Origin of the sequence: Roseomonas rosulenta (genome assembly GCF_016106005.1) — a bacterium.
In the GTDB taxonomy this organism is placed as follows: domain Bacteria; phylum Pseudomonadota; class Alphaproteobacteria; order Acetobacterales; family Acetobacteraceae; genus Neoroseomonas; species Neoroseomonas rosulenta.
On the sequence record NZ_JACADR010000111.1, the window covers coordinates 1 to 13,526 of the forward strand.

Annotated in this window: 15 protein-coding genes; 8 read left to right on the forward strand and 7 right to left on the reverse strand. The window is 73.5% G+C overall.

The genetic code is table 11. From position 1 onward, the window contains the following. Window positions 1–15: 15 nt before the first annotated feature. Complete coding sequence (locus HW578_RS14270) at window positions 16–693, reverse strand: aspartate/glutamate racemase family protein (RefSeq protein ID WP_198371217.1); 678 nt, start codon at window positions 691–693, stop codon at window positions 16–18. Between the two features lie 133 nt (window positions 694–826). Here HW578_RS14270 and HW578_RS14275 point away from each other — a divergent pair, with 133 nt between their 5' ends. From HW578_RS14275 to HW578_RS14295, 5 genes are read left to right on the forward strand one after another with little or no spacing between them, the layout of a single operon-like run. After that, entirely contained in the window at window positions 827–1,279 is a 453-nt protein-coding gene (locus HW578_RS14275) for a DUF983 domain-containing protein (protein WP_198371218.1), read from the forward strand. Beyond that, window positions 1,272–1,742, forward strand: coding sequence for a UPF0262 family protein (locus tag HW578_RS14280; protein ID WP_198371219.1), 471 nt, complete (start codon window positions 1,272–1,274; stop codon window positions 1,740–1,742). The genes HW578_RS14275 and HW578_RS14280 overlap by 8 nt, the downstream gene beginning before the upstream one ends. An 11-nt stretch (window positions 1,743–1,753) precedes the next feature. Continuing rightward, on the forward strand, window positions 1,754–2,860 hold the full coding sequence (locus HW578_RS14285; RefSeq protein WP_198371220.1) for an Acg family FMN-binding oxidoreductase: 1,107 nt from the start codon (window positions 1,754–1,756) through the stop codon (window positions 2,858–2,860). Continuing rightward, window positions 2,857–3,948, forward strand: a complete 1,092-nt coding sequence (gene mtnA, locus HW578_RS14290) for an S-methyl-5-thioribose-1-phosphate isomerase (RefSeq protein ID WP_198371221.1) — start codon at window positions 2,857–2,859, stop codon at window positions 3,946–3,948. The genes HW578_RS14285 and mtnA overlap by 4 nt, the downstream gene beginning before the upstream one ends. Next, window positions 3,945–4,643 carry a cysteine hydrolase family protein gene (locus tag HW578_RS14295; RefSeq protein WP_198371222.1) on the forward strand — a complete coding sequence of 233 codons (699 nt, stop codon included), beginning with the start codon at window positions 3,945–3,947 and terminating at the stop codon, window positions 4,641–4,643. The genes mtnA and HW578_RS14295 overlap by 4 nt, the downstream gene beginning before the upstream one ends. A 12-nt stretch (window positions 4,644–4,655) precedes the next feature. Here the strand turns inward: HW578_RS14295 and HW578_RS14300 are convergent, their stop codons facing one another. After that, window positions 4,656–5,858, reverse strand: coding sequence for an MFS transporter (locus tag HW578_RS14300; protein ID WP_198371223.1), 1,203 nt, complete (start codon window positions 5,856–5,858; stop codon window positions 4,656–4,658). Further along, entirely contained in the window at window positions 5,855–7,231 is a 1,377-nt protein-coding gene (locus HW578_RS14305) for an FAD-binding oxidoreductase (RefSeq protein ID WP_198371224.1), read from the reverse strand. Before HW578_RS14305 ends, HW578_RS14300 begins: the two co-directional genes overlap by 4 nt. Before the next feature lie 114 nt (window positions 7,232–7,345). Between HW578_RS14305 and HW578_RS14310 the strand changes: the two genes are divergently transcribed. Both HW578_RS14310 and HW578_RS14315 read left to right on the forward strand, forming a co-directional pair. Continuing rightward, on the forward strand, window positions 7,346–8,251 hold the full coding sequence (locus HW578_RS14310) for a LysR substrate-binding domain-containing protein (RefSeq protein ID WP_198371225.1): 906 nt from the start codon (window positions 7,346–7,348) through the stop codon (window positions 8,249–8,251). A 54-nt stretch (window positions 8,252–8,305) separates the two neighbouring features. Next, entirely contained in the window at window positions 8,306–9,712 is a 1,407-nt protein-coding gene (locus HW578_RS14315) for an FAD-binding oxidoreductase (protein ID WP_198371226.1), read from the forward strand. 100 nt (window positions 9,713–9,812) lie between these two features. Here the strand turns inward: HW578_RS14315 and HW578_RS14320 are convergent, their stop codons facing one another. Then, on the reverse strand, window positions 9,813–10,634 hold the full coding sequence (locus tag HW578_RS14320; protein WP_198371227.1) for a hypothetical protein: 822 nt from the start codon (window positions 10,632–10,634) through the stop codon (window positions 9,813–9,815). Window positions 10,635–10,663: 29 nt separating this feature from the next. Between HW578_RS14320 and HW578_RS14325 the strand changes: the two genes are divergently transcribed. After that, window positions 10,664–11,344: a Fe2+-dependent dioxygenase gene (locus HW578_RS14325; RefSeq protein ID WP_198371228.1), complete on the forward strand. Its 681-nt coding sequence runs from the start codon at window positions 10,664–10,666 to the stop codon at window positions 11,342–11,344. A gap of 149 nt (window positions 11,345–11,493) precedes the next feature. Here the strand turns inward: HW578_RS14325 and HW578_RS14330 are convergent, their stop codons facing one another. The 3 genes from HW578_RS14330 to HW578_RS14340 all read right to left on the reverse strand — a co-directional run. Next, window positions 11,494–12,102 (reverse strand): nuclear transport factor 2 family protein, encoded by a 609-nt coding sequence (locus HW578_RS14330; protein ID WP_198371229.1) that lies wholly within the window; start codon window positions 12,100–12,102, stop codon window positions 11,494–11,496. Then, window positions 12,099–12,704, reverse strand: a complete 606-nt coding sequence (locus tag HW578_RS14335; RefSeq protein ID WP_198371230.1) for a nitroreductase family protein — start codon at window positions 12,702–12,704, stop codon at window positions 12,099–12,101. The genes HW578_RS14330 and HW578_RS14335 overlap by 4 nt, the downstream gene beginning before the upstream one ends. A gap of 7 nt (window positions 12,705–12,711) precedes the next feature. Further along, window positions 12,712–13,526, reverse strand: an 815-nt coding sequence (locus HW578_RS14340; RefSeq protein ID WP_198371231.1) for a tripartite tricarboxylate transporter substrate-binding protein, incomplete at its 5' end; no start/stop codon positions are given.

Sequence of the window (13,526 nt, forward strand, 5' to 3'; positions counted from 1 at the left end):
GGCGTGCTGCGCGCGCTACTCCGCCGCCAGCCGCATCCTCGCGCCGCGCGCCGCGACCACGGCGAGCAGCGCCTGCGTCACCGCCGCCTGGCAGGGCTCGATCACCGGCACGCCGCAGGCCTGTTCGGCGAAGTCGCGGTGCCCGGCCATGCCGGCGCAGCCGAGGATCACCGCCTCGGCGCCCATCGCGACCAGTTCGCGCGCCGCCTCGGCGAGGCGCGCGCGGGGGGCGACCGGGTCGGTCAGCACCTCCATGTCGAGGTTGAGCGGGATGGTGCCGGCAAGCCGCGTGTCCACGCCCATGGATTGCAGGGCGCGGCGCTGGCGCGGCTTCGACTTGTCGGTGAAGGCGATGATGCCGAAGCGCTCGCCGCGCATCATCGCGGCGGCGACGGCGCAGCGCAGCGGGCCGAAGACCGGGCGGTCGGTCACGGTGCGCACCGCTTCCAGGCCGGGGTCGGAGACGCAGGCGATGACATAGGCGTCGGCGGCCTCGCGCTCGACCAGGCGGCAGAGCGGCTCGGCCACGGCGTACCAGTCGCGCCAGGTCACGATCGCGCCGGGGCTCTCGGGCAGGCGCGTGACATCGAGGCGCGGCAGGCCAGGCGCCGCGAAGGACGCGATGGCGGCGGCGATCCCCTCCGTGCAGGAGGTGCTGGAGTTCGGGTTGATCACCAGGATGCGTTCGGCCATGACCCATGGTGGCGCCGCTGGCCCCCCGGCTTCAAGCCCCGTCCTTGCGACGATGCTTGTATTCCGCCGCCGGAGGGAGGATTGTGCTGCGCTGCACAATGGACGCCGCAGAGCGTCCGCGAAAGGAACGCCGATGTCCTGGGATTCGCAGCGGGATGAGCCCGCGGAACCCGCAATCCATCCGCCGGCCGGCGTGGCACTCGCGCGCGGCGCGAAGTGCCTTTGCCCGGCCTGCGGGCAGGGGAAGCTGTTCAACGGCTACCTGCGGGTGGTCGATGAATGCTCGGCCTGCCATGCGCCGCTGGGGCGCATCCGCGCCGACGACGCGCCGCCCTATTTCACGATCTTCCTGGCCGGGCACGTGCTGCTGCCGGGGGTATTCCTGGTCGACAAGATCTGGCGGCCGGAGATGTGGGTGCACATGGCGATCTGGCTCCCGGCCTTCGCCATCGTCTCCACGCTGCTGCTGCGCCCGGTGAAGGGCATGGTGGTGGCCTGGATGATGCGGCTTGGCCTGACGGGGGACGAGCAGGGGGCGCCCGTGGTGGTGGTGGCGCCGTCGCGAAGGCCCGCGCCCGATGCCTGAACAGCGGCTGGTCCGCATCGAGCTGCCGGAGGAACCGCCCGCGCCGTCGGTCTATGCCGAGGCGGACCGGCGCCAGGCGATCGCCGACCTGCTGGCGGGCAACCGCTTCGACCCGCCGAACCTGCCGAAGGGGCCCTATGCGCTGGCGGTCTCGGTGCGGGAGGGGCGGCTCGTGCTCGACATCCGCGACGTGGACAACCGGCCGCTGCATGTGCTGGCCCTGGCACTCGGGCCGTTCCGGCGGCTGATCAAGGACTACCACATGGTGGTCGAGGCGCATGAGCAGGCGGTGGCCGAAAGCGGCCCCGAGAGCCGCGTGCAGGCGATCGACATGGGCCGGCGCGGGCTGCACAACGAAGGCGCGGAGCTGCTGCAGGCGCGGCTGAAGGGCCGGATCGACGTGGATTTCGAGACGGCGCGGCGGCTGTTCACGCTGGTCTGCGCGCTGCACCAGCGGATCTGACGCGACGCGCCATGGCCCTGCGGCGCTCGGTGCTGGGCGGGCTGGCGGGCGCGGCGGCGCTGGGGGGCGGCATCGCCTGGTGGGTCGGCCGGCGCGACGGCGCGGCGTATGACGCCGCCGCGGCGCAGACCTGGCGGCCGCCCGATCCCGCTGAGCAGCCTGCGCTGCGCGAACTGGTGCGCTGCGCCACCCTCGCGCCCAACAGCCACAACACCCAGCCCTGGCGCTTCCTCGCGGTGCCGGGCGGGCTGCGCCTCCTGCCCGATCCGGCGCGGCGCACGCCGGTGGTGGACCCCGACGACCACCATGTCTTTGCCACCCTGGGCTGCGCCGCCGAGACCATGCTGCAGGCGGCCCCCGCCCTCGGCCTCCATGCCGGGATCGACGTCGGCGCCGCGGGCGAAGCGATGCTCCGCGTCACGCCCGGCGCACAGCGGCGCCCACCGATGGCCGAGGCGATCGCGCGGCGGCGCTCGACCCGCGCGCCCTTGGACCCCGCGCCGCTGGCGGCCGAGGAACGCGCTGCACTGGTGGCGGCGGGCGGTTCGGACCCGAGCGTCGGAATGCTGCTGCTGGATGCGCCGGCGCAGCGCGCGGGCCTTGCGGAACTGATCCTCGCGGGCAACAGCACGCAACTTCGCGATGCCGCCTTCGTGGCGGAACTGGCCTCCTGGATCCGCTTCAGCGCAGGGGCGGCGCTGGCGCGGCGCGATGGGCTCTTCGCAGGGGCCTCGGGCAACCCGGTGCTGCCGGAGCCGATCGGCCGCGCGATCTTCCCGCATGTCTTCACCCTGGCCGCCGAGACCGACCGCATGGCACGGCAACTGGCGGGCAGCGCCGGCTTCGCGGTCTTCGCGGCGGAGCGCGACGACCCGGCCCATTGGCTGGCGGCCGGGCGTGCGGCACAACGCGTCTGCCTGGCGGCGACGGTGATGGGGCTGCGGACCTCCTGGGTGAACCAGCCGGTCGAGGTGCCGGCGCTGCGCCAGGTGCTGGGCGGCTGGCTCGGGCTCGGCGGTCGGCGGCCGAACCTTGTGCTGCGCTTCGGCCACGGGCCGGTGTTGCCGGCCTCGCTGCGGCGGCCTGTGGAGGATGTGCTGGTGGAAGGACAGGCATGAGGATCGACGGCACCTGGCACCGCAGCGTGCGGCTCGACGATGGCGATGGCTGGTCGGTGCGCATCCTCGACCAGACGCGCCTGCCCTGGGCCGTGGAATGGCTGCGGCTGACGGATGAGGACCAGGTCGCGCACGCGATCCGCTCCATGCAGACACGCGGCGCGCCGCTGATCGGGGCCACCGCGGCCTATGGCGTGGCGCTGGCGATGCGGCGCGATCCGGCGGCGCTGGAAGCCGTCTGCGCCATGCTGGCCGAAACCCGCCCCACCGCGATCAACCTGCGCTGGGCGATCGATCGGATGCTGGCTGCGTTGCGCAACATCCCGCCCGCCGCGCGCCCGGCCGCCGCCTATGCCGAGGCCGCCGCCATCGCCGATGACGACGCCGCCACCTGCGAGGCGATCGGCCGGCACGGCCTGCCGCTGATCGAGGAGATCGCGGCGCGCAGGCCCGGGCAGCCCGTGAACATCCTGACGCATTGCAATGCCGGATGGCTCGCGACGGTGGACTGGGGCACCGCGCTCGCGCCGATCTACATGGCGCATGACGCCGGCATCCACGTCCATGTCTGGGTGGACGAGACGCGCCCGCGCAACCAGGGCGCCGCGCTGACGGCCTTCGAACTCGGCGCGCATGGCGTGCCGCATACGGTGGTCGCGGACAATGCCGGCGGGCACCTGATGCAGCACGGCCAGGTGGACATCGTCATCGTCGGCACCGACCGCGTGACGCGCACGGGCGATGTCGCGAACAAGATCGGCACCTACCTCAAGGCGCTGTCGGCGGCCGACAATGGCGTGCCCTTCTGGGTGGCGCTGCCGCATTCGACGCTCGACATGCGCGTGGCCGACGGCGTGGCGGAGATCCCGATCGAGGAACGCAGCGCAGCCGAGGTCACCGACCTGACCGGGCGCACCGCCGATGGGCGCATCGAGACGATCCGTGTGGCCGCCGCCGGCAGCCCGGCCGCCAACCCGGCCTTCGACGTGACGCCTGCGCGCCTGGTGACCGGCCTGATCACCGAGCGCGGGCGCATCCCCGCCACCGCCGCAGCGATCGCGGCCATGTATCCGGAGAAGGCGGCATGACGAACTGGAAGACGGCCTGGCGGTCCTTCTACTACGCCGGCGCGCCGGAGGCGCCGGACCCGGTGCTGGTGCGCGGCCGCGTGGCGCTGCTGGTGATCGACGTGCAGAGCACCTACCTGGCGCGCCCCGCCGACCGCGCCAGCCTGCCCGCCGCCGAGGCCGCGCGCGACGCCGCCTGGGACGGCTTCCACGAACGCATGCATGGCCTGGTGATCCCGACCATCGCGCGGCTCATCGAACGCTTCCGCGCCGGCGGCAATCCTGTGGTCTTCGCGCGCATCGCCTGCCTCACGCCCGATGGGCGCGACCGCTCGCTCAGCCAGAAGAAGCCGGGCTGGAACGACCTGTTCCTGCCGAAGGACGCCGATGCCTCGCAGATCGTGCCCGAGCTGGCGCCGCTGCCGGGCGAGGTTGTGGTGACCAAGACCACCGATTCCGCGCTGACGGGCACCAACCTCAGGCTGGTGCTGCACAACATGGGCATCACGCATGTGGCCTGCTGCGGCATCTTCACCGACCAGTGCGTCTCCTCCACCGTGCGCTCGCTCGCCGACGAATCCTTCGACGTGATCCTGGTGGAGGACGCCTGCGCGGCGGGCACCATGGAACTGCACACGCGCGAGGTGGAGATCCTCAACCGCATCTATTGCGAGGCGATGCGGGCGGAGGACCTGATCGGCTACCTGCCGGCCTGACGGCGGCGGGCGTCACGCCGGCGCCGGTCGCCTCGCGGCACGCGCCTGCATGGCGCGGAACACGGCGTGGAGCACCGGCAGCACCAGCGTCATGGCCCCGGCGAAGAGAAAGGGCGCCCCGGCCTCGCCGCTCGCGTCGCGCAGCCAGCCCGCCACCGGCGGCAGCCCGGCATGGCCGATGTAGAGGCCCGTGTAGAACACCCCCATGCCGACGCTGCGCGATTGCGGCCGCAGCACGGCGCTGGGCAGGGACATCATCACGCCCACCGGCAGTCCCTGCACAAGCCCGATCGCGATCAGCAGCGGCACCGGCGGCAGCCAGGGCATGAGCAGCAGTCCCGCGCCGGTCGCTGCCATGCTGAACCCGAGCAGCGGCACTGGCCTCGCGCCGCGCTGCGCCAGCATGCCTCCCACCTGGACCGAGGCGACCATCAGCCACGTCGTCGTGCCCAGCACCAGGCCCGCCATCGCGGTCCCGATCCCGGCCTCGGCCAGCAGCGTCGGCGCGAAGCCGAAGAGGATGCCGAAGACGCCGTTGTAGATGCCCCAGATGGCGCCGGCGATGCAGACCAGCCCAACCTCGTCCGCGCTGATCCCGGCGCCCTCGACCGCGCCGGCCGCGGCCATCCCGTCATTCGCGTGCCGCCGGTAGGCGAGCAGGAGCAACAGCAGCGCCGCAGCCGCTGCCGCCGCACCGGCGAGCATGGCCGCCGGCGCGCCCGCCGCGGCAGACAGGGGGCCGAGTAGCAGCAGCGCCAGCCCCGAGCCGATCGGGAAGGAATTCACGAAGATCGCCATGGCGAGGACGATCTCCGCGCGCCCGGCGAACCAGTCCGCGACCATCTTCGCCATGGTGACGTTGAGGAGCACGGCGCCCGCCCCCGAGACCAGCCGCCCGGCGGAGAGCGCTTCCGGGCTGCCGGCGGCGGCCATCGCCGCCCCGCCCGCCGTCATCAGCACCAACCCCGCCGCGACCAGGCGGCGGTCCCCGAAGCGGCGCCCGAGCAGGCCGCCGGGCAGGGCGAGCACGATGCCCGGCAGGAAATACAGGCCGATCAGCAGGCCGAGCTCGGCGTAGTCGAGCCCGAACTCGCCCACCAGCGCCGGCGAGGCCGAGGGCACCGACTGGAACTGGAAGCCGAGGCTCGCGCGCGCGGCCGTCAGCACCGCGAGCGCGGCCCAGTGCGGCGGCATGACGGGGCCGCGGCCGCTCACGCCACGGGTCGGATGTTCTGGTTCAGGTGGAACAGATTCTCCGGATCGTAGGCGGCCTTGACCTGCTGCAGGCGGCGCAGGTTCGTCCCGAAGGCGGCGGCGATGGCGCCGTCCTCCTCGTCGGCATCGAGGTAGTTCACGTAGCGCGACGGGCTGGCGAAGCGCAGGAGCGTGGCGTAGGTCTCGCGCGCCCAGGCGATGCAGGCGGGGCTCGTCGCCGGGTCCATCCATTCCGCGAGCACCAGCAGGTCGTAGCCGGGCGCGCGGTGCGGGAAGGCCGTCGCCGTCGGCGCGACGCGGGTGACGGCGCCGTGCATGTGTTCGAGCAGGATCTGGCCCATCGGTGTCGGGCAGCGGGCGAAGCCGTCGATCAGGGCGGCGATCGCCTCGTCCGGCAGGCCGGGGAGGAAGCTCGACTTCCAATGGTTGAGCGCACCCGCCGGATAGGCGCCGTCGAGCATCGTGTTGAGCGCGCAGTAGGAGATCGGCCCGACGGTGTCGACCACCGGCGCGCCGAAGGCCTTCAGCGGCGCGACGGCAGCCGCGCCCTCGGCGAGGGTCCCGCAATGCGCGACCACGAAGGCGCAGAGCTTCTCCCCCGACCCGTCCGGCGCATGGATCAGGCCGGCGAAGACGATCATCTCGTCGGGCAGGTCGGCGGTGACGTCGCGGAAGTGCCGCAGCACGTCGCGCGCCGCGGCGAAGGGGTGGGCGATGAGCCCGCCCGTCACCATCGGCCCGACCGGATGGAGGCGATAGCCGAAGGAAGTGACCACGCCGAAATTCCCGCCACCCCCGCGCAGCGCCCAGAACAGGTCGGGATGCTCGGTCTCGCTCGCGGTGACCACGCGCCCGTCGGCCAGCACCACCTCGGCCGAGACCAGGTTGTCGAGAGCGAGGCCGTGCCGGCCCATCAGCCAGCCGATGCCGCCGCCGAGCGTCAGCCCGGCGATTCCGGTCGAGGACACGGCGCCGCCCGTGGTGGCGAGGCCGTGCAGCTGCGTCTCCCTGTTGAAGCCGGCCCAGGTCAGCCCGCCCTGCGCGCGCGCCGTGCGGGCCCGCGGATCGACATGCACGCCCCGCATCCCCGAGAGATCGATCATGAGCCCGTCCTCGACCGTGGCGCGGCCGGCGACATTGTGCCCGCCACCCTTGATCGCGATCTCGAGCCCCTCGTCGCGGGCGAAGCGCACGGCGTCGGCGACATCCGCCGTGCCGGCGCAGCGCGCGATCAGCCGCGGCCGCTTGTCGATCAGCCCGTTATGGACCCGGCGCGCGGCGTCGTAGCCGGGGTCCGTGGGGCGGAGCAGCGTGCCGGCGAAGGCGCCGGCCAACCGGTCGATCCCGGAATCGATACCCGCGATCACGTCCATGCCCTGCCTCCATCGGCCCCGCTGTGCGGCACGGATCTGGCGCCCGTCGCGGCACCTCGCGCAAATGCGAAATTCTCCTTCGGAGGATGAGTCGGGCTCATCTATCGTGCGCCCATGCGCAGGCCGCCCCCACTGTCCGCGCTGCGCGCCTTCGAGGCGGCCGCGCGGCTGCTCAGTTTCGGCAAGGCCGCCGCCGAGCTCGGCGTCACGCCGACGGCGGTGAGCCACCAGATCCGCGCGCTCGAGGATCTCTGCGGCCAGAAGCTGTTCCGCCGCCGTCCGCGGCCGATCGCGCTCACCGCCGCCGGGCAGGAGCTCTATCCCTCGGTGCACGAGGCCTTCGACGCGCTCGGCGCGGCGGTCGATGCGCTCGCGCGCACCGGCGCGGCGCGGCCGCTGCGCGTGACCACGACCAACGCCTTCGCCCATCGCTGGCTGGTGCCGCGGCTGGCGCTCTGGCGGGCCGAGCGGCCGGACCTGCCGCTCGAGATCATCGGCACGGACGCGGTGGTGGACGTGGCGAAGGGGGAGGCCGACCTCGCGATCCGCTACATGGGCGATCCGCCGGCCGGGCTCGTCTCCACCGTGCTGATGCGCGACCGCTTCTGGCCGATCTGCACGCCGGCCTTCCTGGCCGCGGGCCCGCCGGTCCGCGCGCCGGCCGACCTGGCGCGCCGCACCCTCGTGCATCTCGAATGGAACGGCTGGGAGGGGCACTCCCCGACCTGGGCGCGCTGGTTCGCCGCCGCCGGCGTGCCCCATCGCGACTGGCAGGAGCCGGACGCGCCCGGCGCGCTGCGCTTCCGCGAGGAGCTGCACGGGATCGAGGCGATCATCGCCGGGCAGGGCATCGCCGTCACGAGCGATGTCCTGACGGCGCGCGAGCTCGCCGCCGGCACCCTGGTGCGGGCCTTCGACATCGCGCTGCCGGGCTATGGCTACCATCTCTGCCATGCGCGCCAGACCCGGCGGGAGCGCGACATCGGCGCCTTCTCGGCCTGGCTGCGGAGTGTGGCGTGAACGCCGGGCCGCCGGCGGCTTGACCGCGCGGGCAGCGGGCGCAGGATCGGGCGCATGGGAACGATCCAGAACCTCGCCGCCACGCTCGGCGAACGCAATTGCCTGACCGCGGAGGAGGACCTCGCGCCCTATGCGGTCGATTGGCGCGGCACCTGGCGCGGCACCCCGCGCGCGGTGCTGCGGCCCGGCAGCGTGGCGGAGGTGCAGGCCGTGGTGCGTGCCTGCGCGGCGGAGGGCCTCGCCATCGTGCCCGCCGGCGGGCGCACCGGGTTGTGCGGCGGCGCCGTGGTGGCCGAGAACGGACCGCCGGCCGTGGTGCTCAGCCTCGAGCGGCTGAACCGCATCCGCGATGTCGATGCGCGCGACTTCTCGCTGGTGGCCGAAGCCGGCTGCGTGATCCAGACCGTGCAGCAGGCCGCTGCCGCGGTGGACCGGTTGTTCCCGCTGTCCTGGGGCGCGCAGGGCTCGGCCATGGTGGGGGGCGCGCTGTCCACCAATGCGGGGGGCATCCGCACGCTGCGCTGGGGCAATGCGCGCGACCTGGTGCTCGGCCTGGAAGTCGTCCTGCCGGACGGGCGCGTGCTCAACGACCTGCGCCGCGTGCGCAAGGACAATTCCGGCTATGCGCTGCGGCACCTGTTCCTGGGGGGCGAGGGGACGCTCGGCGTCATCACCGCGGCCGCGCTGCGCCTGGTGCCCGCGCTCAAGCGCGTCGAGACCGCCTTCGTCGCGGTGCCTTCGCCCGAGGCGGCGCTGTCGCTCTTCTCGCGCATGATGGCGAGCGGGGCGGAGGTGATCGCCTTCGAGCTCATCATCCGCCGCTGCCTCGAGATCGTGGAAGTGATGGGCAACGGGCTGCGATCCCCGCTGCCGGTCGAGAGCCCCTGGTACGTGATGGTCGAGATCGCCGCCTCCCACCCCGCCGTGCCGCTGCGGGAGATGCTGGAGGACACGCTGGCGGCGGCGATGGAGGCGGGCGAGGTGACCGACGCGGCGCTGGCGGACAGCGAGGCCCAGCGCGCGACCTTCTGGCGCATCCGCGAGGACTGGCCCGATTGCCATCGCCGGCACGGTCCCTCGGTCGGGGCGGACACCTCCGTGCCGGTCTCGGCCGTGCCGGAATTCTGCGCGCGCGTCGGCGCGGCCTTCGCCAAGGGCTGGCCGGAGGGCGAGTTCATCGCGCTGGGCCATGCCGGGGACGGCAACATCCATGTCAGCCTGGGCGCGCCGCCGGGCGTGTCGCGCGAGGAGTGGCGCGTCCGCGCGGCCGGCGCCGAGGCGGCGGTGAACGCGATCGCGGTGGAGCTCGGCGGATCGTTTTCCGCCGAGCACGGCATCGGCCAGTCGAAGCGGCACGCCATGGCGACGCACAAGGACGCGGTCGCGCTCGACCTGATGCGGGCGGTGAAGGCGGCGATCGACCCCGGCGGGGTGATGAATCCGGGGAAGATGCTGCCCTAGAGCCGTTACCGCTCGCTGCGGCGCGCGGCAACGCCTCTAGGCCTCTGATTTGGCGAGCATCTTCACCCGATCAGATGACTCCATCTGATCGGGATCTGCTCTAGTCGATCGCGAGCCGCAGCCGCGAACTGGCCGCCAGCAGGGCCGACGCGTCGACCGCCGGCGTGTGGTCCGGCCGCGTCGCGGTCGGATAGGCCGCGCCGAGCAGGCCCAGCACCTCCTCGAGCCGTGCGGCAGCTTCCGTCTGGCCCGCGGCGCGCAGCTCCGGCAGCAGCGCCGCCCCGCGCAGCGCCGCGACGCGCGCCAGGCCATAGCCGTCGAGATAGGGCTCGTCCTTGTCCCTCTCGCGCAGCGCGACGCCGTATTGCAGGGCGGCGCGGTCGGCCATCTCGGCCGCCGCGCGCAACTGCACGCGCGGCGTGGCACCGGGGGAGTGGGCGTGCGTCTCCGCCTCCCGCAGCGCGGCGAGGATGGCGGCCGCGGCCTGCGTCACCGCCTCGGCCGGGGCACGGTCCTGGGCGAGGGTGGTCGCGTGGTCCATCGTGGCCTGGAAGGGTGCCACGCCACGCTGCGTCAACACCTCCTCCATGACCGCGTACACCTCGGCGATGGCATGGGCGAACATCTCGGCCGCGGCATCCGGCGCCGCGCGATAGACGTCCCGCCCGGCGACGATGTGGGCCGCCATGACGTCGAGCGCGACGGTGAAGGCCAGCGGATCGGTCAGCGCGCGGTCGGCGTCGACCCCGCCCTCGCCACCTTCGCCGCCTTCCCCGCCTTCGCCGCCCTGCATGGCGGGGGGCAGCGTGGTTGGCGGCGGGGCGGCGACGCCCTGCGCGACCGCGAGGCCCGCCTGGGTCGTGACCAGCGCCGCCGTTCCGAGGCCGAGCCAGAGCCTCAGCCGCCGCCGTCCGCTATCCATGGTGCCTGTCCTGCGCTAAGTTGCGAACGATGATCATTTGCATTTCAAATGTGCTCGATTCCGCCGCGCTCGGCAAGGTCCGCGCCTTGCTCGACGCCGCGCGTTTCGAGGACGGGCGCGCCACGGCCGGCTGGCATGCGCGCCTGGTGAAGGAGAACCGTCAGGCCGCGCGCCGCGACCCCGCGACGCGCGAGGCCGCGGCGGTCGTTGCCGACGCGCTGATGGCCAACGAGGTCTTCCGCAGCGCCGTCCGCCCGCTGCGCATGCGCCCGCCGCTGCTCGCCCGCTACGGCGTGGGGGAGGCCTACGGCACCCATGTCGACGACGCCCTGATGGGCCTGGGCGAGCCCGAGGGCCCGCTGCGCACCGATGTCGCGGTGACGGTCTTCCTCGCCGATCCCGCGACCTACGAGGGCGGCGCGCTGGTCATCGAGGACCCGGCCGGCGAGCAGGAATTCCGCCTCAGGGCGGGGGATGCCATCGCCTATCCGGCGACGACGCTGCACCGCGTCGAAGCCGTCACGGCCGGCGAGCGCCTCGTCGCCGTGACCTGGGTGCAGAGCCTGGTGCGCGACCCGGCGAAGCGCGAGATCCTGTTCGACCTCGAGACCGCGAAACGCCGCGTCTTCGCCGAACAGGGCAAGGGCGAGACCTTCGACCTGCTCGCGAAATCCCATGCCAACCTGCTGCGGCAGTGGGTGGAGACGTGAGGGGCGGCGCATCCGCGCGACTCGCGGGGGGCCGCGCACGCGAAGCCGTCCACGGCAGGGCATCGGGCCGGGCAACATCATCCCGCTGAGCATCGCGCCGGTGTCCCGCGCGCGCTGGTCGTGGGTCGACCCGATAGGATCGGCAGGCGCTACCGGTCCAGCGCTTCTCCCGCGAGCCACTTCGCCCCGGACGCATAGAGCGCCGTCACCTCCGGCCCCGTCAGCCCCGGCATGTCGCGCTTCACCTGGTAGCCGATGCGCGTCTGGATGTAGGCGAGGTGGCGGTAGCCTTCGGGGAATTGCGCGAGCAGCGTGGGGTCGAGCGTGACGGTGGCCGCCGGGTCCACGGGGTCCATCCGGTCCTTCTCGTAGATCGGCTGGCGCAGCACCACGCCCCAGCGGCCGTCCCGCTTCTCGCAGAAATCGTAGAAGCGGCCGGTGCAGACCACGTCCACCAGCACGCCCTCGGCCTGTGCGCGCTGGCTGATCGTCATTTTCGTCTGCACGATGGCGCGGGTGCCGGCGAGGTCGACGCTGGTCCCGCCCAGGAAGTGCAGGATGCGCACGCCGCGCTCGAAGCCCGCGCGGGACACCTTGATGAACTCGCTGGCCGGCCCCTGGAACCAGGTCGCCATCATGCGGGCGTCGTCGTGCCAGCAGGTGGCGAAGCGGTCCCAGTCGCCCGCGTCGCGCCATACCGCCCAGTCCTGCACCAGGCGGCGCAGGGCGAGATCGTCGAGAAGTGCCGCGTCGGTCATGCGGGCGAGCCCCCGTTGCCCCAGGCGCCGAGATGCGTGAACTCGGCGATGGGCTTACGGGTGCGCGGTGCGGTCTCGCGCGCGGCGAGGGCTTCGGGAAGTGCTGCGGCCGGGCCGGGGTAGCCGAGCGTGATCGCGGCCATCGGTTCGTAGCCCTCGGGGATGGCGAAGGCGGCGCGCGCGGCCGCCGCGTCGAAGCCGGCCATCTGGTGCGCCTGCAGCCCGAGTGCCGCGGCCTGCGCCGCCAGGTTGGCGCTGGCCTGGCCAACATCGTGGCCGGCGTGGCGGTTGGGCTTGCCGCTGGAGGCGAAGTCCGTACGCGCCACCGACAGCATCAGCACCGGCGCGCGCACCGCCCAGCCCTGGTTGTTGGGCGAGAGGCAGGCCAGCAGCTTCGCATGCGCCTCCGGCTCCTCCGCCTTGCGTGTGACCAGGTAGTTCCAGGGCTGGTCATTGACGCAGGAGGCCGCCCAGCGCGCGGCCTCGAGGCACTGCGCGAGCGCTGCGGTGGGGATGGGGCGTTCGTCGTAGGAGCGGGGGCTCCAGCGCGCGGCGAGCGCGTGCTCGATCGGGTGGTCGGCGGGGGCGATGCGGTCGGTCATGCGGGTGCTACTCCTGCTGGGGAATGCCGGCGCTGGCGACCAGGTCGCGCCAGCGGGCGATGTCGCGCCGGATCACTGCAGCGGCGGTGGCGGTGTCGGAGCCGACCGGGGTCAGGCCCATCTCGCGCATGCGCGCGGCGAGGTCGGCATCGGCGAGCGCGCGCGCCGTCTCCGCCTGGATGCGCGCCACCGCGGCGGGCGGGATGCCCGCTGGAAATCCGATCGTGAACCAGGTGGCGAGGTCGAAATCGGCCAGGCCGCTCTCGCGCATCGTCGGTACCTCGGGCAGGCCGGGGAAGCGCTCCGCGGTGGAGAGGGCCACGGCGCGCGCGTCGCCCCCGCGGACCTGGCCGAGCACGGCGGCGACGGTCTCGACCACCAGCTGCACCTCGCCCTGGCGCAGCGCCAGCACGGCGGCCGGCGTGCCGCGATAGGGCACGTGGGTGAGCTTCACGCCGGCCATGGCCTGGAAGGCCTCGGCGACGAAATGCTGCGTCGAGCCGACGCCGACGGTGCCGAGGTTCAGCCCGCCGGGGTTGGCACGCGCGGCGGCGATGAGCGCGGCCACCGACGACAGCGGGCCGCCCGGCGGTGTCAGGAACACCAGCGGCATGGTCGCGACCTGCGTGACGGGCACCACGTCGGCCAGCGGGTCGTAGGGCAGGCGGCGGAAGGTCGCGGCCGTCACGGCGAAGGCGTTGTTCAGCATCATCATGGTGCGCCCGTCCGCGCGCGCGCGGGCCAGCGCCTCGGCCGCCAGGGTGCCGCCGGCGCCCGGGCGGTTCTCGACCACCACGGGCTGGCCCAGCGCGGCGGCGAGTG